The organism is Streptomyces viridiviolaceus (assembly GCF_014650995.1).
GTDB lineage: Bacteria > Actinomycetota > Actinomycetes > Streptomycetales > Streptomycetaceae > Streptomyces > Streptomyces viridiviolaceus.
Genome location: NZ_BMWA01000007.1, coordinates 328,534 through 349,654, shown reverse-complemented (window position 1 = coordinate 349,654; position 21,121 = coordinate 328,534). Strand labels below are relative to the sequence as shown.

Annotated in this window: 17 protein-coding genes; 11 read left to right on the top strand and 6 right to left on the bottom strand. The window is 72.1% G+C overall.

Annotated features, from left to right (window positions below):
- Positions 1-3: 3 nt before the first annotated feature.
- The 3 genes from IE260_RS12490 to IE260_RS12480 all read left to right on the top strand — a co-directional run bounded on the left by IE260_RS12490 (position 4) and on the right by IE260_RS12480 (position 3,297).
- A complete protein-coding gene (locus IE260_RS12490; RefSeq protein WP_189870963.1) occupies positions 4-1,278 on the top strand; it encodes a GNAT family N-acetyltransferase in 1,275 nt (424 codons plus the stop codon).
- A gap of 69 nt (positions 1,279-1,347) precedes the next feature.
- Positions 1,348-1,944: a TetR/AcrR family transcriptional regulator gene (locus IE260_RS12485; RefSeq protein WP_189870961.1), complete on the top strand. Its 597-nt coding sequence runs from the start codon at positions 1,348-1,350 to the stop codon at positions 1,942-1,944.
- A 126-nt stretch (positions 1,945-2,070) separates the two neighbouring features.
- Positions 2,071-3,297, top strand: a complete 1,227-nt coding sequence (locus tag IE260_RS12480; RefSeq protein ID WP_189870960.1) for an MFS transporter — start codon at positions 2,071-2,073, stop codon at positions 3,295-3,297.
- 105 nt (positions 3,298-3,402) lie between these two features.
- Here IE260_RS12480 and IE260_RS12475 read toward each other — a convergent pair whose 3' ends face one another.
- Entirely contained in the window at positions 3,403-4,290 is an 888-nt protein-coding gene (locus tag IE260_RS12475; RefSeq protein WP_189870958.1) for a ScbA/BarX family gamma-butyrolactone biosynthesis protein, read from the bottom strand.
- A 164-nt stretch (positions 4,291-4,454) separates the two neighbouring features.
- Here IE260_RS12475 and IE260_RS12470 point away from each other — a divergent pair, with 164 nt between their 5' ends.
- From IE260_RS12470 to IE260_RS12460, 3 genes are all read left to right on the top strand, one after another.
- Positions 4,455-5,078: a ScbR family autoregulator-binding transcription factor gene (locus IE260_RS12470; protein WP_189870956.1), complete on the top strand. Its 624-nt coding sequence runs from the start codon at positions 4,455-4,457 to the stop codon at positions 5,076-5,078.
- A complete protein-coding gene (locus IE260_RS12465) occupies positions 5,075-5,929 on the top strand; it encodes an NAD(P)H-binding protein (RefSeq protein WP_229880682.1) in 855 nt (284 codons plus the stop codon). Before IE260_RS12470 ends, IE260_RS12465 begins: the two co-directional genes overlap by 4 nt.
- A gap of 123 nt (positions 5,930-6,052) precedes the next feature.
- Entirely contained in the window at positions 6,053-6,811 is a 759-nt protein-coding gene (locus IE260_RS12460) for an SDR family NAD(P)-dependent oxidoreductase (RefSeq protein WP_189870954.1), read from the top strand.
- Positions 6,812-6,822: 11 nt separating this feature from the next.
- On the opposite strand, the gene IE260_RS12455 is transcribed toward IE260_RS12460, so the two are convergent.
- Positions 6,823-8,004, bottom strand: a complete 1,182-nt coding sequence (locus tag IE260_RS12455) for an IS701 family transposase (protein ID WP_189870952.1) — start codon at positions 8,002-8,004, stop codon at positions 6,823-6,825.
- Between the two features lie 255 nt (positions 8,005-8,259).
- On the opposite strand from IE260_RS12455, the gene IE260_RS12450 reads away from it, so the two are divergent.
- The 4 genes from IE260_RS12450 to IE260_RS12435 all read left to right on the top strand — a co-directional run bounded on the left by IE260_RS12450 (position 8,260) and on the right by IE260_RS12435 (position 12,866).
- The gene (locus tag IE260_RS12450) at positions 8,260-8,868 is read left to right on the top strand and encodes a TetR family transcriptional regulator (RefSeq protein ID WP_189870950.1); all 609 of its coding nucleotides are present in this window, start codon (positions 8,260-8,262) and stop codon (positions 8,866-8,868) included.
- Between the two features lie 210 nt (positions 8,869-9,078).
- Positions 9,079-10,467 (top strand): helix-turn-helix domain-containing protein, encoded by a 1,389-nt coding sequence (locus tag IE260_RS12445; protein WP_189870948.1) that lies wholly within the window; start codon positions 9,079-9,081, stop codon positions 10,465-10,467.
- Positions 10,468-11,000: 533 nt separating this feature from the next.
- Positions 11,001-11,858 carry an endonuclease/exonuclease/phosphatase family protein gene (locus IE260_RS12440; protein WP_189871008.1) on the top strand — a complete coding sequence of 286 codons (858 nt, stop codon included), beginning with the start codon at positions 11,001-11,003 and terminating at the stop codon, positions 11,856-11,858.
- A 258-nt stretch (positions 11,859-12,116) separates the two neighbouring features.
- Positions 12,117-12,866 carry a hypothetical protein gene (locus tag IE260_RS12435; protein WP_229880676.1) on the top strand — a complete coding sequence of 250 codons (750 nt, stop codon included), beginning with the start codon at positions 12,117-12,119 and terminating at the stop codon, positions 12,864-12,866.
- A 345-nt stretch (positions 12,867-13,211) separates the two neighbouring features.
- Here the strand turns inward: IE260_RS12435 and IE260_RS12430 are convergent, their stop codons facing one another.
- From IE260_RS12430 to IE260_RS12420, 4 genes are all read right to left on the bottom strand, one after another.
- A complete protein-coding gene (locus tag IE260_RS12430; RefSeq protein WP_189870946.1) occupies positions 13,212-13,631 on the bottom strand; it encodes a hypothetical protein in 420 nt (139 codons plus the stop codon).
- Between the two features lie 202 nt (positions 13,632-13,833).
- Positions 13,834-13,965, bottom strand: coding sequence for a hypothetical protein (locus tag IE260_RS42575; protein ID WP_268254922.1), 132 nt, complete (start codon positions 13,963-13,965; stop codon positions 13,834-13,836).
- Positions 13,966-14,080: 115 nt separating this feature from the next.
- A complete protein-coding gene (locus IE260_RS12425; RefSeq protein WP_189870944.1) occupies positions 14,081-18,685 on the bottom strand; it encodes a cation-translocating P-type ATPase in 4,605 nt (1,534 codons plus the stop codon).
- Positions 18,686-19,585: 900 nt separating this feature from the next.
- Complete coding sequence (locus IE260_RS12420; protein ID WP_189870942.1) at positions 19,586-20,551, bottom strand: pirin family protein; 966 nt, start codon at positions 20,549-20,551, stop codon at positions 19,586-19,588.
- Between the two features lie 146 nt (positions 20,552-20,697).
- Between IE260_RS12420 and IE260_RS12415 the strand changes: the two genes are divergently transcribed.
- Positions 20,698-21,045, top strand: coding sequence for a tetratricopeptide repeat protein (locus tag IE260_RS12415; protein ID WP_189870940.1), 348 nt, complete (start codon positions 20,698-20,700; stop codon positions 21,043-21,045).
- The last annotated feature ends 76 nt before the right edge of the window (positions 21,046-21,121 follow it).

The following is a 21,121-nucleotide window of genomic DNA, read 5'->3' as shown; positions in this document are numbered from 1 at the left end:
GCAATGACCGATTCAGCGGTGATCGACATACGTTCCGTCACCGAGGACGACCTGCCCGGCTGGACCCGTACGTGGGGCAACGGTTACCTGCGCCCGTACACCGACGGCGGCGTCGACGCCATCCGGTCGACGGCCGCCCGGGACCGGCTCATCGGCGCCTTCGACATGGACAGGTGCGTCGGTACGTACCGCAGCACCGCCCAGGAACTGACCGTGCCCGGTGGCGCCTTCGTTCCCGTTTCGGCGATCTCCAGGGTGAGCGTCGCCGGCACGCACCGCCGCCGCGGGCTGCTGAGCAGGATGGTGGCGATGGATCTCCGCGGTGCCTTCGAGCGCGGTGAGCCCGTCGCCGTCCTCGATGCCGCGCAGTACCCCCTCTACGGCCGTTACGGGTTCGGTCCCGCCACGGCGATGGCCTGGTTCGAGATCGACGTCAACCGGGCCCGGCTGGACCCGCGGCGGACCGCCGACACCTCCGGGGTCCTGCTCGTCGACGCCCGGGAGTACTCGAAGGCCGCCCCCGCGGTCTACGAGCGGCTGCGCGCCGTCCAGCCCGGCACGCTGCGCAGGGACGAGCTGTGGTGGCAGGAGGCCACCGGGCAGCGCGCGGGATCACCGTCCGGCCGGCCCGAGCCGTTCTTCGCCCTGCACCTGGACCCGGTGACGGGCGAGGCAGACGGACTGCTCTGCTTCAGCGCCGAGGAGCGGTGGGGGGCCATGCTGCCCCAGTCGCCCCTGTGGATACGCGATCTGATCGCCGTGTCCCCGCAGGCCGAGGCGGCCCTGATCCGGTTCGCCGTGACGACCGACTGGGTGACCACGGTCCACCTGCCCTACCGCGCACCCGACAGCCTGCTGCCGCTGTGGCTGGGCGATCCACGGTCGGCGCGGGTCAGTGCCCTGAGCGACTACATGTGGCTGCGCGTCCTGGACACGCCCCGCGCCCTGTCGGCCCGTACCTACGGCGTCGAGGCGGAGCTGGTCCTGGAGGTGACCGACGCGGCCGGGTACGCCGCGGGCACCTGGCTGCTGGAGGGCGGTCCGGACGGTGCCTCCTGCACGCGCACCAGGCGCGCCGCGCAGCTGCGCATCGACGTGCGGGACCTCGGTTCGCTGTACCTGGGGGACGACTCGGCCACGCGCCTGTCGGTGCTCGGCGGCACCGAGGAACTGCGGCCCGGGGCCCTCGCCCGGGCGGACGCGATGTTCCGCACCGGACGCCGGCCGTGGTCGCCCCGCGCCGTGCTGGGGCCGCGCTACCAGGCCGGCGCCCCGTGACCACGCGGAGGCCGGCCGGACCCACCCCACTATTGGATAGCACGATCCAAAACATGCTACGCTCGGGACATGGCCCGACCGAGGACCTTCGACGAGGAACGGGCCCTGGACGCGGCGATGCGCACGTTCTGGGAGAAGGGCTACGAAGCCACCTCCACTCAGGACCTGTGCGACGCCACCGGACTGGGGCGCAGCAGCATCTACAACACCTTCAAGAGCAAGCACGACCTCTTCGAGCGTGCGCTGGCCCGCTACATCGACTCGATGACGACCGCTCAGCTGGCCGTCATGGAGGACGTGCGGCTCAGCGCCGCCGACCGCATCCGCACCCTGTTCGCCATGGTGATCGACGGCGAGACGGAACACCGGGCGGACGGACGCGGCCTCGGCTGCCTGACCGTGAACACCACGGTCGAGCTGGTCGCCCGGGACGCCCGGGCGGCTGGCATGCTGGAACGCGACACCACCCGCCGACTGGCGGCGCTCCGGGCGGTGTTCGAGGAGGGCAGGCGGGACGGCAGCATCACCTCGTCCCGCGACCCCGGAGCGCTGGCCCGCTTCGTCAACGCGGCGATCGGCGGTATGCGCATCTCCAGCCAGGGCGGTGCCGACCGGGCCACGCTGGAGTCGATCGCCGAGATCACCATGGACGCGCTCACCGGCTGACGGCGTACGCCGCCCCCGGGCCGGGTCCACGCATGCCCAAGTTTTGTACTGACCAATACATAACCTGACGAGACGCCGTCCCGCCGGACACCGCCGGGCGGCGCGACCCCCGAAGGAGACCGAACCGTGCCTCGTGCCGTATACGTCCTGGCGCTCGGCATCTTCGCCATGGTGACCAGTGAGTTCGTGGTCGCCGGGCTGATGCCGCAGATGGCCGAAGGACTGGACGCGACCATCCCTCAGATCGGTTACCTGATCACCGCGTTCGCGGTGGCCATGGCGGCCGGCGGCCCGTTCCTGACCGTGGCCCTCATGAAGTTCCCGCCGCGTACGGCACTGATGGTGCTGTTCGTCATCTTCCTGGCCGGCAACGTGCTGGCCGCCACCGCGACCGGCTACGGCACGATGATGGCCGCGCGGATCATCACCGGCATCGCCTCCCAGGCGTTCTTCGGCGTGGGCATCTCGATGTGCGCCCAGATCACCCGCCCCGAGATCCGCGGGCGCGCGATCGCCGTGGCGATGAACGGCCTCATGCTCGGCACCCTGCTCGGCCTGCCCATCTCCACCCTGGTCGGCGAGCGCTTCGGCTGGCGCGCGGCGTTCTGGACCATCACCCTGATCACCGTGATCGCCGCCGTGGCCACCCTGTTCGGCGTGCCCCGCATCGACCGCGCGGAGGGCGGCGGCAGCTTCCGCCAGGAGGTCGGCGTCTTCAAGAAGCCCAAGATGTGGCTGGTGCTGTCCAGCAGCACGCTCATCATCGGCGCCACCTTCTCGGCCTTCAGCTACTTCAACCCCATCCTCACCGACGTCACCGGCTTCTCCACGGGCACCGTTCCGCTGCTGCTGATCGCCTACGGTGCCGCCACGGTCATCGGCAACAACGTCGTCGGCCGCTTCGCCGACGGGCACACCGTCCCGGTGCTCACCGTCGGCCTCGTCCTCAACGCGGTGTTCCTGACCGGCTTCGCCCTCCTGGCCGACCTGCCCGCGCTGGCCGTCATCTGCATGATGGGCATCGGCCTGGTCGGCGTCACCATGAACCCGGCCATGGTCACCCGCGTCCAGCGCACCGGCAACGCCGGCCCGCTGGTCAACACGGTGCACTCGTCCTTCATCACCCTCGGCATCATCCTCGGCTCCTCCATCGGCGCCGTGGTGATCGACGCCTGGGGCCTGCGCGCACCGCTCTGGCTCGGCGCGATCATGGCGATCATCGGCCTGGCCACCGTCCTGCCCGACCTCGGCCGCCGCTCGGCCACCGCCGGCTCGACGGCGGCGCCGGAGCCCGCCCCCGTGGCCGCCGCACCGGACGGCGGTGCGCCCGCCAAGCAGACCGAGCAGGTCTGACTCCAGGCAACGCACAGTGGGCGGCCGGCCCCTGCCGGCCGCCCACTGCGGTGTGCGATGCGTTGTCACCTCACCGCTTCAAGGCGGGTGTTCGGGCGCTGGGACCTACGCCTGCTCCGTGAACCCCTCGGCGAGGGTGACCGTGCAGGAGAACAGCCCGTGGCCGTCCTGGCTGCCGGTCACGGAGAACCGCGAACGCCCCAGGGCGTCCTGCCCGGACCGCCGCGCCTCGATCCAGCTCGGGGCGTCCAGTTCCGCGTACCGGTGGAACCGGGTGTCCATTGCCGTCACGCACGCGGCCGGCCTACCCGACAGGGCATGGACCGCCTGCCTGGCCGCTTCGAGCATGAGCATGCCCGGGGCGTGATCGACGGGGTGGTCGAAGAGCACGGGATGCCCGGTGTCGACCCTCAACTGCCAGCGGTGCGGGGCGTCGCCGGGCGCCAGGACGACGTGGCGGGGATCCGTCCGGCCCGTCTCGTGGGCGGGGATGCCGGACGGCACCGGTATGGGCCGCACGGCTGCCGGGTCGCCGTGGTCACCGCGCAGCCGCAGGTAGACCTGCGGAGTCTGGACCGTGAAACGGCTCGTGGCCGCCGCCAGGGGCATCCCGTCGCGCACGACGTCGTAGGTGAGCGAGAGCGCCACGACGCTCCCCCGGCGGCGCACCACCTCGTCCGCCGCCACCCGGAGTTCGAGTTCGGCGGACGCGCCGTCGGCGCGCAGCACCTCGGGGTTCGCGCACCAGGAGTACGTGTCCCAGACCAGGTGGTGACCGAAGGGGACACCGTACGCCTCGTGGCAGAGCAGCGGGAACGTCTGGCGTATGGTCTCGCTGAGCAGCAGCGGGTCGCGGTGGCCGTCGCGCACCGCGTAGAAGAAGTGGTCCCCCGGCCAGCGGGCGGTGACGACGAACCGGTCTTCCGCGGTACACCGCCATCCGGTGAGCAGTACCTCCGCGGCGTTCCTCTTGTGTACGGATTGCTGCGACACCCTGGGCAGGCTCTGAACGACAGGAACGAGGGTCAACGGCCTGGACAACGTCACTCCCAACCGAGCGGAACACGGCAGAAACGGTGGCTGCGCTGGACTGCGTGATCAGTCGGTGCAAACATAAAGGACGTTCTATTTGTTGTCGAGGATGGCTAGGCGGAACGATGACGCGACCGACCCAGGAGAGAGCCCTGCGCACCCGCGAGGCGTTGATGCACGCCGCGGCGGAGGTGTTCGACGAGTACGGCTACGCGGGAGCGGGCATCAACCGCATTCTCGAGCGGGCGGGAGTCACCGCCGGAGCCCTGTACTTCCACTTCAAGTCCAAGGAGGGCCTGGCCGTCGCCATCATGGGCGCACAGCCCCAGCAGATAGAGTCGAAGCTGACCTCCCACGGTCTGCAGCGCCTGGTCGACATCACCTTCGTGTGGGCACACGAACTGCAGGTGAATCCCCTTCTCCGCGCGGGTGTCCGCCTCTCGGTGGAGCAGGGGAGCTTCGGTGTCCACGACGCCTCTTCGTATCTGGGCTGGCGGGAAATAATGGCCGAATGTCTTCAGGTGGCCGAAGACGACGGCGAGTTGCTGCCCGGGGCGCACACCGAGGACATCGCGGAGTTCCTGGTCGGCGCGTGTACGGGCATCCAGCTGTACTCCCAGCTGGTGAGTGCCCGCCGGGACCTGCCGGAGCGGACCGTGCGCATGTGGCGGATGCTCCTGCCCGGGATCGCCCCCTCCGAGACGATCGCCCGCATCGACCTGGACGTCCGCCGAGGTGAGGGGACGTGAGCCTGCGCATCGCCGTCGCCGGGGCAGGTGGCACCGTCGGGCGCCGCCTCACCGCGATCCTGGCCGCCGACCACAACGTCCTGGCCCTGACCAGGTCCCCGGTACGGGCGGCACGGCTCGGTGTCCGGGGCCGCCTCGTCCCCGCGGACTTCGGGGTCCGCGCCGGCCTGAACCGCGCCCTGGACGGGGCGGACGCGCTCTTCGTCGCGACCTTCGACCCGACGGACCCGCGTCACGACGAGCACCTGGCGTCCGCGGCCAGGGCCGCCGGGGTCGCGCACGTGGTGAAGCTGAGCGCCCTCGCCGTCACCGACCCGGACGCACAGGACCTGGTCACCCGCTGGCAACGGGAGTGCGAGCAGCTCTGGCAGGCGTCGGGTCTGACGTGGACGTTCCTGCGGGCCCGCGCCTTCATGTCCAACTGCCTGTCCTGGTCGGGAGCCGTGCGCTCCGGTGCGCCGGTGGCGACCCTCTACGGCGACGCTCCCAACGCCTGTGTCGACCCGGCGGACCTCGCCGAGACCGCGGCCCGCGCGCTCACCGGCCCCGGGCACGCCGGCCGCGCGTACGCCCTGACCGGACCAGCGGCCGTCTCGGCGCGCGAGCAGGTGGCGCACCTCGCGAGGCTGCTCGACCGTCCGGTGCGCCACGAGGAGCTGACCGAGCGACAGGCCCTCGACAGGTGGTGCGCCCGGCATCCGCGGGCGCTCGCCCACGCGCTGCTGGAGAGCGCCCGCCGCCAGGCCGCCGGCGCGAAGGCGTCCGTCGCGCCGGACGTGAAGCTGGTGACCGGCCGCACGCCGGCCACCTTCGACGCCTGGGCCCGTCGGCACCTCGACGCGTTCCGCTGAGCGCGCGGCCGGCGGGGAACGGACCGGGCGCGAACGACCGCCGCACGGCACGAACCGCGCGCGAGCACAGGACATCGGACGACCCCGCCGGGGAGGAACTCCGGCGGGCGGAAGGACACGCACATGTTGCTGGACGGCAAGACCATCATGATCACCGGTTGCTCGAGCGGGATCGGAGCGGCCGCGGCCCGGCTCTTCGCGGCCGAGGGCGCCAACGTGGTGCTGATGGCCCGGCGCGAGGAGCGACTGCGCGCCCTGGCGAAGGAGATCGAGGACGAGGGCGGGGCGGCACTGGTGGCGGCGGGCGACGTGGCGCGCGCGGACGACGTCGACCGTGCCGTGACGACCGCGGTGGAGCGGTTCGGCCGGCTCGACGGGGCGTTCAACAACGCCGGATGGGCGTCGGTCGGCCGTCTGCTGCACGAGACCGACGAGGCGGACTTCGACCGCGTCATGGACGTGAACGTCCGGGGGGTGTGGAACTGCCTGCGCCGCCAGATCCCCGCGATGCTCGCCGACGGGCGCGGCGGATCGATCGTGAACACCTCCAGCGTGGCGGGGGTCCAGGCACCCGGTTCGGGCGCGCCGTACGTCGCCGCGAAGCACGCGGTCCTGGGGCTGACGCGCGCGGCGGCGGGCGAGTACGGCGAGCGGGGCATCAGGGTCAACGCGCTGGTGATGGGCAGCGTCCGGACCGAGCTGATGGACGAAGTCCTCGGCAAGGCACCCGAGTTGGAGCACGCCTTCGTGCACCGCTCCACCCAGAAGCGCATGGCGGCACCGCGTGAGGCCGCCGAGGCCGCGGCCTGGCTGTGCAGCGACCGGGCGTCGTTCGTCACCGGCGCCGCCATGGCGGTGGACGGGGGCTGGACCGCCGCGTGATCCACGGTCCGTCATGCGCTCAGACGGTCCGTCACGGGACGGGACAGCCTGCTGTAGGTGTACGCGGCGGACACCATCGTCATGTGGTGGTGCCAGCCCGGGAAGGACCGCCCCTCGAAGTCCGTCAGTCCGAAGCCCTCACCGAGGACGCGGACGGTGGACCGCACCACCCGCACCCGGCGCATGAGGGACAGCACATATCCCGTGTCCCGCCGGCGCAGGGTGCTGAGCCAGTACTGGGGCTCGTCCGCTCCGCCCGGGTGACCGAGGGAGAACAGCCGGTACAGGGGCGGGGCGGCGCCGGGGACGGCCTGGCGGGCTCCGGGCAGGTGCACCGGCGCGGAGCGCAGCCGCAACGGACCGCCCCCGCCGGCGTACCGCCCCGGCAGGCCCCGGGGCCGTCCGGTGCCGCCCCGGCCGAGCAACTGCTCGGCCGTCGAGACCGCGCCGGGGACGGGCGAGCCCACCCTGCGGGCGGGCGCCACGGGCTGGTCCGGACGGACCCGGGCGAGGATCTCCCGGTTGCCGTACGCCGTGGCGGCGGTGACGTCGGCGAGGTCCCCCGTGGATGTCAGGTCGGCGACGAGCGGCGCCCGCCCCGCGCCCGACAGCGCGTCGGCGGCGTCCGCCATGCCCACGGCCCGCTCCCACGCCGATGCGGCGCCCACCGTGTCGGGAATCCGCGCCCGCCGCCGCAGCGCCGCGTCGTCGCACCACCCCCCGTCCAGTACGAGACTCCAGTCCACGGGAATCGCCTCCTCGTCGGAGGCGAGGAACAGGCCCACGCCCACCTGGCAGTTGACCGTCGCGCCCAGCTCGGGTACGAAGCGGCGGTGGACGCCGACCGACCGGCCTCCTCTTTTCTCGGACACGAAGGTCCCGGTGACCCAGGCGTGGTCCGGCAGACACCGGGCCGCCGCCCGTGCCAGTGCGGCCCGGGGCTCGCGCCAGTCCCACGGACTGGACGTGATGAACTGCTGCAGCGCCTGCCCGGCGGCCTCCACCCCGGACACCTGCAGCGCGATCCGCTTCATCGTCTTGCGGCCCGGCGTGTTCAGCAATCCGGACAAGTACACGCCTGCCCAGCGCCGTTGGTCGGCGCGGGGCAGACTGCCGAATACGTCCTGCGTGAACTCGGCCAACGGCCGCCCGCCGCGATCCGGCAGCGGGCCTGCGATGCAGGGAGTGAGCATGGTGTGCGCGTCCCCCTCGAAGCGGTGATGAGATCCTCGACCGCGAGAAACATAGCAAACATTCTCTTTCTTTTGGGCCCCGTTTCGGTCGACCACCTGGTGGTCCGACCCTTCGGACTTGCTTCGAGCAAGGAAAAGATGAAATGTTTGTCTCAGCATTCGGACTTCCGTCACGGTCCCGTCACCCGCGCCTGCCGCGCCACGAAGGGCCGCGCCGAGCCGTGCATCAGGGCATCCATTGGGGAGAAGGTCGGAGTGAAGCAGGTACGAGCCGTGCGGACGCGTCGCCTGATCCTGCAGGCCGCCGCCGACGAGTTCGACCGCCAGGGGTACGCCGGCACACCGCTGACCTGCGTGACGAAGACCGCCGGCATCTCCATGGGCGCGCTGACCTTCCACTTCCCCGCCAAGCAGGACCTCGCGGACGCCGTCCAGGCGGCGGGCATCGAGATGACCCGGCAGGTCATGGCCCACGTCGCAGAGCTGCCCGTCTCCCCCCTGGCCCGGGCGCGAGCGCTCGTCCTGGCGATCGCCCGGCTCCTGGAGGAGTCCACCGTGGTGCGGGCGGCTGCCCGGCTGACCCGGGAGCGTTCGGTCGAGCGTCCCTGGACGGGCGCGTGGTTGACGTGCATGACCGAGCTGCTGAGCAGGGCACACGAGGAGGGACGGCTGCGCGGCGAGGTCACCCCGCAGGCGTTCGCCGAATCGGTGCAGTTCCTCATCACGGGCATCGAGGAGTACGTGCGGTGTGCCCTGCCGGGCGCGAAGGGGGGCGCCACGGCCGTGTGCCGCGCGGCACGCGCCTGGGACATGCTTCTGTACGGCGCCATGTGTCCCAACCAGGCACGTGAACCCTCGACTTGACCAAGTAGGCACGAGCTGACCGTCCGGCCTTGCGCCGCGGTCCGCCCCGCGTGAACGTTTACTCGGCAACGACGCCGACGTACGGCCTTTCGCACCGCCACCACCTCCTTGTGCGGTGACCGCCCTGGCGCACCCTCGACCGACCAGAGCACTGGCTCTACGGCCCAGTTCTCCTCTCTCCATTCCTTGTCGACAGAAGGTGACTGACACGTGAACACAGTGCTGGAGGCCGGAACACGCCCTCTGCACGGTCGAGCGCCGGAGGTCTCCGCGCTTCGTCATGCGATCCGGTCCGCGCACCGGACGGGGGGCCTGCGGATCTCCTTCGAAGGGACACCCGGCCTGGGCCGGTCCCGCCTGCTCGCCGAGGCGGGCGCCGTGGCGGAGGCGTCCGGTGCGACGGTGATCCGCAGCCTGCACGAGGCGCCGGAGGTCTTCGACCGCCCCCTCGTCGTGCTGCTGGACGACATCCACTGCTCGGACGCGGCGGACGTGCGGGCTCTGGCGCAGGTGCGGCTGAACGCCGCGGACGTACCCGTCGTGTGGTGCACCGCCCGACGCTGGGGCAGGCCCAACAGCCCGCTGGACGTGGCCCTGGGCTCCCTGCCGGACCCCCACCGGCTGTTCCGGCTGCGTCCACTGGACGACCGGGCGGCCCGGGAGATGGCCCACGACCTGCTCGGCGCCGAGCCGGAAGGGGCGCTCGCCCGGATGGTGTCGTGCGTGTCCGGCCACCCACAGGCCCTGCGGGTGCTGCTCGAAGGGCTGCTGGAGGAGGGCCGGGTGGAGGTCGGCACGTACGCACGCCTGACGAGCAGCGGTCTCCCCGAGAAGTTCCGCGGGCTGGTGCGACGGTATCTGCAGGACTGCTCGCCGTCCTGCGATCACATGCTCCTCGTCGCCTCCGTCCTCGGCACCCACCTGGCCTTCGGGGAACTCGCCGAGGTGCTCGGGACGAAGCCGTCGCGTCTGCTGCCCGACCTCCAGGAGGCCGTCGTCTCCGGCCTGCTGAGCCAGGACGGCGACGACGTGCGGTTCGCGAACGGACTGTTCCGCAACGTGATCCTGAGCGCCGTCCCCGCCACCGCGCAGGCGGCCGTGCGGGAGCAGGCGCACCACTACCGTGCGGCGCCCAGGGGCACGGCGGCCGAGCACTCCGGCAGGCGCACCCCGCACGTGGCGTACGACTTCTCCGCCCGGCCGGCGAGGAACCTGATGGCTCTGCCCCCGCTCAACGGGAACACCGCCGCCCCCGCTCCCCGTCGCCTCCCCAAGGTCGTGACCGTCCTGAACGACCACCCCGCGGCCGCCGCCCGGAACGCCTCCGCGGAGGGCCACGCGGCACCGGTCGCGCACGGCATCCCGGGCTGGGACCGGCTGACGGAGAAGCAGGTCGTCATCGCCGGCCTCACGGTGCAGGGACTGACGAACAAGGAGATCGCCGAGCGCCTCTACCTGTCACCGCACACGGTCAACTACCACCTGCGCAAGATCTTCCAGGCCCTGTCGATCCGCTCCCGCACCGACCTGGTGCGCCTCACCCACACCGACTCCGCCGGCCGCGGCCCGGCTCCCGAAACCCGTCCGGCGGCCGGCTAGGCCCTGTCCCCACGCTCCCGTCGTCCGCCCGGAGGGCGGCCCGTGCGGCGTCGGGTGCGTGCCTGGCGTCGCGCGGCGGGGCGCGAGTCCGACGACAGGACCTGGCGGCGCCAGGCACCGGGGACGGTATCGCCGGCGAAGGTGACGGACCGGCATTGGCGACGAGCCCGACAGACGCTGGACCTTCTTCGTCATCGCCCCCTTCGCCGTCCTCGCGGTCAGCCGCCCCCGACGCATCCGCGCCACAGCCGACGGCTCTCTCGAGCGGCTGCGCACCGAACCGACCGCGCCCTGGATGCTCCCCATCCCCTGCCCCGCTTGGAGGACACCTCGCCTCTGCCGACCTCACGCTGTCCTCCGCGGAAGTCGCCGAGATCGACTCCCGCTCCGAGCAGATCACGGTTGAGTGGGCGGGGCCGCAGCGGGAGTGGTTCGTCCGCTCCGCCGGGGGGCCTCGGACCGAACAGCTCCAAGGACCTGCGCTGTTGTCGGCTCCGACCCGTAACCTGGTGCTCGGACACGTCGAGGAGGCGATGGTGCTCAGAAGGAAAACGCGGTTGCTCGCGGGCGCCATGGTCGTGGTCTGCACGGTGCTCGTCGGCTCGAGTGCACCGCGCTGTGCCCCCTCGGGCAGGTCGCTGCCAGCCGGTGCCGTCAGGGAGGTCGTTCCGAACCGGGTCATGACATGGAACCTCTGCAACCCTTGCGAGGTGAGCAACGTCGACCGGGCATCCGAGATCGCCACGCATGCTCCCCAAGTCATCGGCATGCAAGAAGCATGCGTGCGTGACGTCGAAAGGATCCGGGCCTATCTGAAGGATCTGCACGGGCTCACTTACCACGTCGAGTACGGGATGGTTCTCCGGAATCGGAGCCGGTGCGGGGGAGCGCCGTGGAAGCCGGGAGCCTTCGGCCAGGCGATCCTTTCGGCCGCACCGATGAAAGACCGCACACACGTGGAGTACCCCGACGGCGGATCCGAAGACCGTGGGTACATGGCAGTCACCACCGTGGTGGGTGGCCAATCCGTACGGGTTTTCAACACACACCTCGCCCACCGACGCCAAGAAGCAGTCCGCGCACACCAGATCGGTGTACTCGCCCCAGAGGTCGGCCGGCACGCCCGCGCCATCGTTCTCGGCGACTTCAACGCGCTGCCAGACGCTCCCGAACTCGCCCCGATGTGGGCAGTGGCCGCGGATACGGATCCCCGGTGTCGCACCGCGGCCGGCACCTGCCGGCCGACGACCGACTGGCAGAGCAAGTTCGACTACATATTCCTGAGAGGCATGGCCCCCCTCAAGCACCGCGTGCAGCCCACCCCGTACTCGGACCACCACCTGCTTCTCACCGAACTGGACCCGACTCAGAGGTCCAGTGCCCTTTCGTGATCCATCAAGTGGATCCGTCGGCGGTCCGACGTCGGTGGCGGCTGCGTCGGGCCGTTGCCTGGTGGCGTCTGCGCCAGTAGTAGATGGCGAAGGCTGATGACATGGCTCGCCCCCACGGCCGAATGCCCCGGGCCACGACACCGACAAGGGCGGCGACCGCGCCCCTGACAGCGACACCAACGCCCATGGGCTGCGCGGGCGAACGTCCGTGTCCGTCGTCATGTGGGTGGCTCCTTCCGGTCACGGTACGGTCCTGCCATGTCCCGATCAGCCGATGTCGGCCTCTCCCAGCCCCCCGTCACCGCAGATGACGTCGACCTCGCCGTGCAGCTTGCTGTGGCAGTCCTTCGCGAGGCGCCCCCAGCTGCTTGGGAAGGCAAGGCCGGTTCGCTGGAATGGGACTGCTGGGAAACCGTCGAGCACCTCAGCGACGACCTCTTCGCCTACGCCGCGCAACTGGGCCCGAAAATCCCGCCCTTGGATGGTGAGGTGCCCTTCGTATGGGAGAGCCGGCGGCTCGGCGGCCCGGCGAATGCCATTCACGCGAACCGCGAGGCGGGACCCGTCGGCCTGCTGCAGGTCCTGGAAGCGAGCGGCGCGCTGCTGGTCGCCATGGTGCGCACGACGCCTCCGCAGTCCCGCGCTCACCACGTCTTCGGCGTCTCGGACCCCGAGGGTTTCGCCGCGATGGGGATCGTGGAGACGCTGGTGCACACGCACGACCTCGCACAAGGGCTCGACCTCGCATGGAATCCGCCTGCCGATCTGTGCTCGCGGGTGCTCGCCCGGCTGTTTCCGGACGCACCGTCGTCCACGGACCCCTGGTCCACCCTCTTGTGGGCCACCGGACGCACCGAACTACCCGGACACCCTCGTCTGACCACATGGCGCTGGGACGGCACACCCCGGGCACAGGCTCAGGTGGAGGCGCTCGTCCACCCCACCGAGCGAGGCCCCGCTGCGGGGAGCGGCGCCTACCCGCCCCAGCAGAGTGACCTCGATCCCTGAGCGGGCCAGTGCGAGACCGGTCACCGGGCGCGGTCAGCCCTTCGATCTTCCCGTAGTGGCCGATCATCGACAGGTCACGGATCGTCCGGGCGGTGACCGGAGCACGTGCACGGTGGCCGGGGACGCGTAGTACGGCCGCAGCGCGAAGGGCACGAGGACCTGCACGACGGCCGAAGGCCGCCAGGGTCACCGCCGTGGGGCGCACAGTACGACGCAGGAAGAGTCCGGCCGTTGAGCACCCTGTCCGAACGACGGGCCACGGTCCGCCGTCCGGCTGTGACGCCGGAGGATCCCGGTGCCGGACAGTCTCGGGACCCACCGGCGTCCACAGTGTGAATGCACCGGTCACGCCATCGCCGTTTGCCCGGGCTGGGCGGCCTGCGTCCGGACCGGCGGCTCGGTGCCGGGCTGCCGGCCCTGCTCCTTCGCCTGCTCGGCTCGCTTCCGTGCCGCCTGCTCGCGGGTGATCACTTCGGTGGCGACGCCGACAGCCACGGCGATCGGCCACTCCAGCGCTCCGGCGACCGCCATGCCGCCAAGGATCCCGTAGCCGGTCAGCTTGCGGAGCGAAGGGGTCCGCGAGGTGGCCCCGCGGGCTCCCTTGAACATGTCGCCCGGGGTCACGTAGGGAATCGCGACTCGGGGATGGGCAGTGTGCAAGTGCACCACCTTTCCCATCGGGCTCGCCTGGTCCTGCGCCTCCTCCTGGCGGCGCTCGGTAGCCGCCTCGGGGGCCTGCGGCATCGGTTCTGCCGTGGGAGGCATCTGTGCCATCGAGGGCCCGGTCGCCTCCGTCCGGGGTGTCTCACCCGGAGTGGCTGCTGATTCTTGCTGATATCCCGGCCGCATCTCTGGGGAAGTCATCTCGTCCTCCCGCCGTAGGGAGCTTGGTCTCCCTACGGTCACGTTCCATGCTTGGAGGTCGATAAACGACAGAGACCGATGAGAAGGGCCGGACGCGCGCCGATCAGGCGTAAGCCGTCGTCGGCTGCCCGCCGGCGGTGAACGCCTTCCAGATCTGGACGGACAGGCGGAGCAGGGCGGCCTCGAGCAGGGCGACCGCCACCTGGGTCAGAATCGTGGTGAATACGTGCGGCATGACCGGCCGTCTTTCGTGAGGATTGTGCTGTGGACCCCTCCTTTGTCCGCTCCCACGACTTCGGGGAGGCGGCAATGACATGGCCTGCAGGTGAACTCTCCCTTACCGGAATGGGTCACTCCCCGTCCCGCCCCAGCCGACGGGTGACGCCGGTCACCACAGCAGGCAGCACCACGGATCCCGCCGCCGACGTCAGCGCGATCGTCCAGCCCGCGGGGCCCAGGGGCCGACTGCCGAAGAAGTGGCTGAGCCCCGGCACCGTCACCACCATGCCCAGCGCCACCAGAGATCCCGCCACCGCCGCGGCGACCACCGGGTCGCGGCCCGCGTCCTGCAGCGTCTGAAGCAACTGGGACGTCACCAGGGCGACCAGGGCGACGGTGTCGGCGCGCCCCCGGGTGCCGGTCGCCCGGGCGACCACCCAGGCCACGGCGGCCGCCGCTGTGGTGGCGGCGGCACGCAGCCGGATGTGGCGCGTGAGAGCCGTGCCGAGCGAAGCCTCGGGTCCCTCTGCGAGCAGTTTCCCCGCGTGGTCGGCCGGCGGCCGGGCGGCGATGGTCATGGCGGGCAGCATGTCCGTGAGCAGGTTGACCAGGAGGAGCTGGCGGGCGTTCAGCGCACTGCGCCCGGTGAGCAGGCTGGTCGCCAGGGTGAAGGCGATCTCGCCGAGATTGCCGCCGAGCAGGATGCCCAGCGCCTTGCGCACCGAGGCCCACATGGCCCGGCCCTCGACGATGGCGTCGACGATGGTCTCGATACGGTCGTCGGTGACGACCACGTCGGCGGCGGAGCGGGCCGCCGGAGTCGCCCGGGTGCCCAGCGCGATACCGACGTCGGCGATCCGGATGGCGGGCGCGTCGTTGGCGCCGTCGCCGGTGACGGCGACGATCCGGCCGGCCGAGCGCAGCGCGGTGACGATGCGGACCTTGTGCGCCGGGGTCACCCGGGCGAACACCGTGATGTGCGGCAGGGTCCGTACGAGCGCGGCATCGTCGAGAGAGTCCAGTTCCGTTCCCGTCATCAGCCGCGGTTCCTCCTCGGGCCGCAGTTCCCTGGCGATCGCGGCGGCGGTGCTGGGATGGTCGCCGGTGACCATGACGATCCGCACCCCGGCCGCGGCGAGCCGGTTGACGCTCTCGGCCGCGGCGGCCCGTACCGGGTCGGCCAGTCCCAGGAGGCCCAGCAGACACATACCGTCGCGGTTCCCGTCGCTGACGTCCGCGAGACCGGCGAGCGCGGTGTCGTCCTGCGGCGCGTCCGGAGACAGCACCTGCTCGGCGACCGCGAGGACCCGCAGGCCTTGCCGGGCCAGCCGGTCGACCTCCGCCTCGATCTCCTCCTTCCGCCCGTCGTGGAAGGGCTCGCTGCCGGCGCCCCTGCGGATCCGGTCGCAGCGGGCCAGGACGACCTCGGGTGCGCCTTTGACGACGATCCTCGCCCGGTCGCCGGAGCGCCCCAGCACGGCGTGGAAGCCGCGACCGGGCTCGAACGGCAGCTCGGTGATGCGGTCCCACATGGCCGAGGGGAGCCCGGCCGCCCGGGCGGGGGGTGCACCGAGCGACTCGGCCCCGGCCGCGATGGCACGGTCGGTGGGGTGGGCGAGCGTCGCGGCGGCGCCCGGCGGAACCGCCAGGGCCGCTGTGGCGAGGACCAGGCGCAGCGCCGGGGTGAGCCTGTCGGGCGGCCGGCGCTCCAGCCCGTCGGAAACCTGCTGGAGGCTGATCCTGCCCTCGGTGAGCGTGCCGGTCTTGTCGAAGCACAGCACGTCGGTACGGCCGAGCGCCTCGATGGTGGAAGCGCCACGCACGAGGGTGTTCCGGGTGGACAGCCGGCGGGCGGCTCCCAGCTCCGCGACCGTGGCGACGAAGGGCAGTCCCTCGGGCACGGCGGCGACGCACAGGCTGATCGCGGACCCCAGTGCGGCACCCAGGGGCCGCCTGCGCAGCAGGTCTACGGCGAAGAGGGCGACCCCCGCCGCGACGGACAGCGGCAGGAACCATCGGCCCAGGGCCTTCAGCCGCCGCTCCACACCGCTGTCCGGCGGCCCTTCCAGAGGGGCCGCAGCCGCCTCCGCCGCCCCGCACGCCTCGGTGGCGGTCCCCGTCGCGACCACCACGGCGAGCGCCTGACCGGCCGCCACCGTCGTGCCCTGGTAGAGCATGGACGTCCGGTCCGCAACGGCCCGGGCCGCGGACGGTGCCGCGGCCTTCGCGACCGGCACAGACTCTCCGGTGAGGCTGGACTCGTCGGCCTCCACGCCCTGCGCCCGCACCACCCGGCAGTCGGCCGGGACCGCGTCACCGGCCCTCAGCTCGATCACATCACCGCGCACCAGATGCTCGGCGGCCGCCTCGACGGCCTCGGCCCGGCCCGGGCGGCGCACCCGCACCCGCACCGAGGTCGCCTCGACCAGCCGCCCGGCCGCCTGGTCGGCCTTCTGCCGCTGCACCCCGCCCACCAGCGCGTCCACTCCCAGGACCCCGCCGATGAGCACGGCGTCCAGAACAGAGCCGAGCGCGGCCGAGATGCCGCCGCCGATCGCCAGGACGGGGGTGAGCGGGTTGGCCATCTCCTCCGCGAACCTGCCGATCAGCGTGACGGCGCGGTCGGGCCGGTCCCGGCCCTCGAACTGCCGGCGCCGGGCGGCCTCGGCCTCGTCCAGCCCTCGGGAGGAGGTGCCGAGCCGTGCCATGACCTGACGTACCGTCATGGCATGCCAGGGTGTCCGCTCGATGGCCACCGGGGCCGGGCGGCCGCTCAGCTGCCTGGCCGCCCAGAAGCCGGCCACGAGCCCGGCGACGGTCGTCGCGTCGGTCACCAGGCGGGCCCGCGCCCAGGCCCCCGGGCGGGGGGCGAGAAGGGCGAGGGCCGAGCCCACGAGAGCACCGGCGCCCTCGATGCGGGTGCACAGCCCGATGACCCGCCGGGCCTCGGGCAGGGCGGTCAGCAGCAGATGGACGACTTCGGGTGGGGCGGCGACATGGGCCTCCCACGGCACATGCCGCGGGGTGGTGAGCACTCCGATCCCCAGGTCCGCGCACATGAGGGCGCGCCGGGTGCGTGCCGACACCACGGCCACACCGTGGCCCTGCGCCTGCAGGGAGCGGACCAGCGCGGCCGTGCGGCGGTGACCGGTGGGAGCCGCCTCGGGGAGCCCGAGCCGGCGGTGCAGCCCAGGCGGGCCGCCCACCAGCAGCACGCGGTCGCACTCACGCGCCGCGCTCACCAAGTAGTGGGCCAGGCCGTGCAGTTGGGGGATCAGGCCGGCGACGGCGAGCGGCGTGCCGTTCCGCAGGACGAGCAGGACCTGCGCCCCCTCCTCGGCCCAGCGCGCCGCCTGCGCGGCCGTCTCCTCGGGCACCACGACGCCACCGGGGACAGTGTCCGCACCGGTGTACGGCCGCAGCGCCCAGCCCGCCCGCTGAGCCGGCCCCGCGGGGCCGGCGCCGTGCCGGGGCCGCCACCCCGGAGGGCCTCCCGGCTCGATCAGTTCAAGGATGCGTGCGTGGATCTCGTCGTCATCCGGGCCGGCCTCGGCGTCGTAGGGGTGATGCCCGCCGGTCGGTTCGGGCTCCCCCCCGCCCGGCCGCCCGCCGGACGGCGCCAGACGCACCAGGCTCTCGACAGTCCACCCGCCGGTCGCCAGCACCCGGGCGTCGAGGACGACGGTGTCGATCCGGTCGAGGCGGCGGACCGCTTCGGGCCGCAGCACCAGCGCTCCCCCGTCGGAGACCGCCCGCGCCACCGAGCAGGCGAACGACTCCCGACCGAACCGGGGGCCTCTCGGTGTCCCGGCGGTCAGTAGTGCCAGTGCCCGGTCGTGGCTCAGCGTGCCGACCCCGGTGAGCCCGTAGGCGGCGAGGGACACCGGCACGGCCACATTGGCGTACCGCTCGCTCGCCCCGGGTGGCAGCGGGACGGGCCGCTCCCGCGCCGGCACCGTGACGTGTCGGTACGCTCCCTCGAGCACGGCCAGCCTGCGCGACCAGTTCCCCCAGGCCCTGCGGCGGGCCCGCACCTCCGTGTACCGGGCACCGGCCAGCACGGTGGTCACCGCGGCGCCGACCGGCCGGTACGTCAGCGTCGTCAACATCAGGTTCGTCGCGGCCCAGGCCCGCTCCGCGGCCCTCTCGCCGAGCCGGCCGGCGATTCCCTCGCGCAGCCGCGGCGTGGCCTCGGCGAGCTGCACTGCTGAGATCACCACAGGGGGAAGGCCGCGCAACCGCAGCGCGCTGCCGACCGACGCCACTCCGACCGCCACCAGGCCCGCACCGAGGTGAACGGCCGCCTCGACCGCCTGCCCCGCCGCACCGGGGAAGCCGACCGGACGCCGTACCCGCCGTGCGCCGGCACCGGGCTCATCCTCGCCGTGGGTTCCCGCCTCGGGCGCGACGCGGTCCGCCGCCGAGACCACCGCGACGACGCGCTCCAGATCGGCCTCCGGCCGGCAACCGACGTATACGCAGCCCAAGGTGCCGTTCACCTCGGCGCGGCTCACTCCCGGTATCCCCTTCAGCGCGGTCTCCACTTCGCGTGCCGCGCCGGCCGTCCCAGGCCGTCCCAGGCGAAGGACCTCGATCTGTACACCGCCGGGCGTCCGCCAAAGCCGGGGCGCACGGGATCGCAGCCGCGACCCGACCACCGGCAGCGCCGCCGGTACGCCCATCAGCCACGCGGAGGCAGTGCGGACCGGTCCGAACAGCGCGGGACCGGACGGCATGAACCGGGAGGGTGGGGACAGGGAGAGCGCTGGCCAGAACACGTGGCCTCCACCATCGGCGGACAGGGTCCAGGGCCGGCACCCGAAGGACACACGCCCCATACCAGTATGAACCGCTTTTGATCGCATTGTTCCGCCTGGCCCACACCGGACAGGCCCGCGCGATCTCCTGGCGGGGTGCCGACGCGTCCAGACAGACGGGTCCATTTTGCGGCTATCGCCTGATCTTGCGATGCGCTTCTTCCTCATGCCTGCGGCGCCATGACGGTCTTGGACGTCTACGCGTGGACCGTGTTCCGGCGAGTGCAGTGCCGTCGCAGGACGAATGAGAGCAGGAGTTGCCGGTGCCGCAGTGGAGCGGGCTTCCTCTTTCCTGGCTGGGCGTGGTTCTCCGGACGGTTCCGCCGGCGTTCACCGCGCCTGTGGGAACCGCCGCGTCGGCCGCCGGACAGACGCGGGCCGCGTTGGCCGATACGGCGCAGAGGGGGCGCCGTGCGGTGGGCGGCACGGTGCGGCCTTCCACGCCCGGTTCGGCGGCTTCAGGGCCGCCCGCCGCGTCATTCGGCCTTGTCACCTCTCTACCACGCCATGCGGCGAAAGCCTGACGCTCCGCCCTGGCGAAGCCCGGAGGTGCCCGGGGCGGCATTCGCCCACCCGAGGCCCTGAACTGCAGACCACACCACCCGCCAGAATGACGGACAGAGCACATCGACCGCACCCGACCAGGCGTCAGCAAAGTCAGCATGAGGTCAGCAAGTGTCCTGCCACAGCTGCCCACGGATGGCCACACTCCGGAATCGCCCTCCACGCGGATTCAGCCCTACGATCCACCGAGGCGCCCCAGGGCGACACCGGAGCACATACCGCTCACCAGCTGCCGAGCTCAGGCATTTCTGCAGGTCAACGGACTCTGCCACGAGGCTTCAGCGGGACTGCCGGTAGCTCGGGGGCAGGCAGCGGAGCACCGTCGTACCCCTTGACCTCCCCGAACCTCGACCCTTCCATCCAGTCCCGGCGGGCCTGTGCGATCTCCTCCTGCGACCGTCCGATCCAGTTCCAGAACATGATCAGTTCCTCCTCGAACGGCTCGCCGCCCAGGAGCATCAGGCCCGCGTCGGACTCGGCGCGCAGGGGGAGTTCGTCGCGGCCGCAGCCGAGGTAGAGCATCGAGCCCGGCAGCAGCGGTACCCCGTCCACGTGGGCCTCGCCGGACATGGACAGGACGGCGTACTCGAAGTCCGGCTCCAGCGGCACGCGTACGTCCGCGCCCCGGGCGAGAGTCAGGTCGGCGCCGACGATGGGGGTGTACGTCGTGCCGGGCGAGGTCGTGCCGTCGAGGGTGCCGAGGAGCAGCGTGGCGGTCAGGCCCGGGGCCGTGACGACCGGCAGTTCGGCGTGGAACTCGAAGTGCGGGTCGGTGTGGCGGTGGGTGTCCGGGAGGGCGACCCACAGCTGGGCGCCGTGCAGGAAGCGGGCGTGCGGCCTCGGGCTCTCCTCGGAGTGGCTGATCGCGCGGCCCGAGGTCATCAGGCCCAGCTGACGTGGCCGGATGGTCTGCAGGCTGCCGGTCGAGTCGCGGTGGAGCACCTCGCCCTCGTGCAGCCAGCTCACCGTCTGCAGCCCCATGTGCGGGTGCGGGGGCACCTGCATGCCTGGCTCGTCGGCGACGTCGTCGGGACCGTAGTGATCGACGAAGCACCAGGCGCCCACCATGCGCCGGCCCAGATTGGGCAGGAGCCGGCGCACCTCGGTGGACTCGCCGAGCTTGACCTGGCGAGGACTGAGGAGCTCGCGCACGGGCTCCGTCACCACGAAGCCGCGGCCGCCGCACACGGCGGGAACCGCCTCGCGATCAAGATTGCTCATGACGCCCAACCTAGACCCGGACGGACCATTCCGTCAGTCCGTCGGACGGGTGTCCACTCCGACCGGGGACGGCAAGCCCCCGGGGACACAGGTCGTGGAATTTTCAACCAGGTGTGCTGGTTGCAGTGCGGCGAAGGAGGTCGGAAGTGGAGACGACGTACTACGACCACGGAAGTCCGGCGGAGCGCTGGGAGCGGGCCCGGATGTTCTTCGACGCCAAGGACTACGCCGCCGCGGCGCGCGTCCTGGGTGGCCTGGTCGAGGAGGTGCCCGAGCAGACCGGGCCGCGGCTGTTGCTGGCGCGCGCCTACTACCACTCGGCCCAGCTGCAACGCGCGGAGGCCGAACTGCGCGTCATCGTGGAGCGTGACCCCGTGGAGCACTACGCCCGGCTGATGCTGGGCCGCACCCTGGAACGGCAGGGGCGGAACGAGGAGGCCGAGTCGCACCTGCGCATCGCCTCCGCGCTCGCCGGCGACTTCGCGGAGGTCTGAGCGGCCGTCCGTCAGTGCCCGGTCCCCGACGGGGGCCGGGCACTGTGCTGCCCGGCCCCGCCGTCCTGCCGCGGCC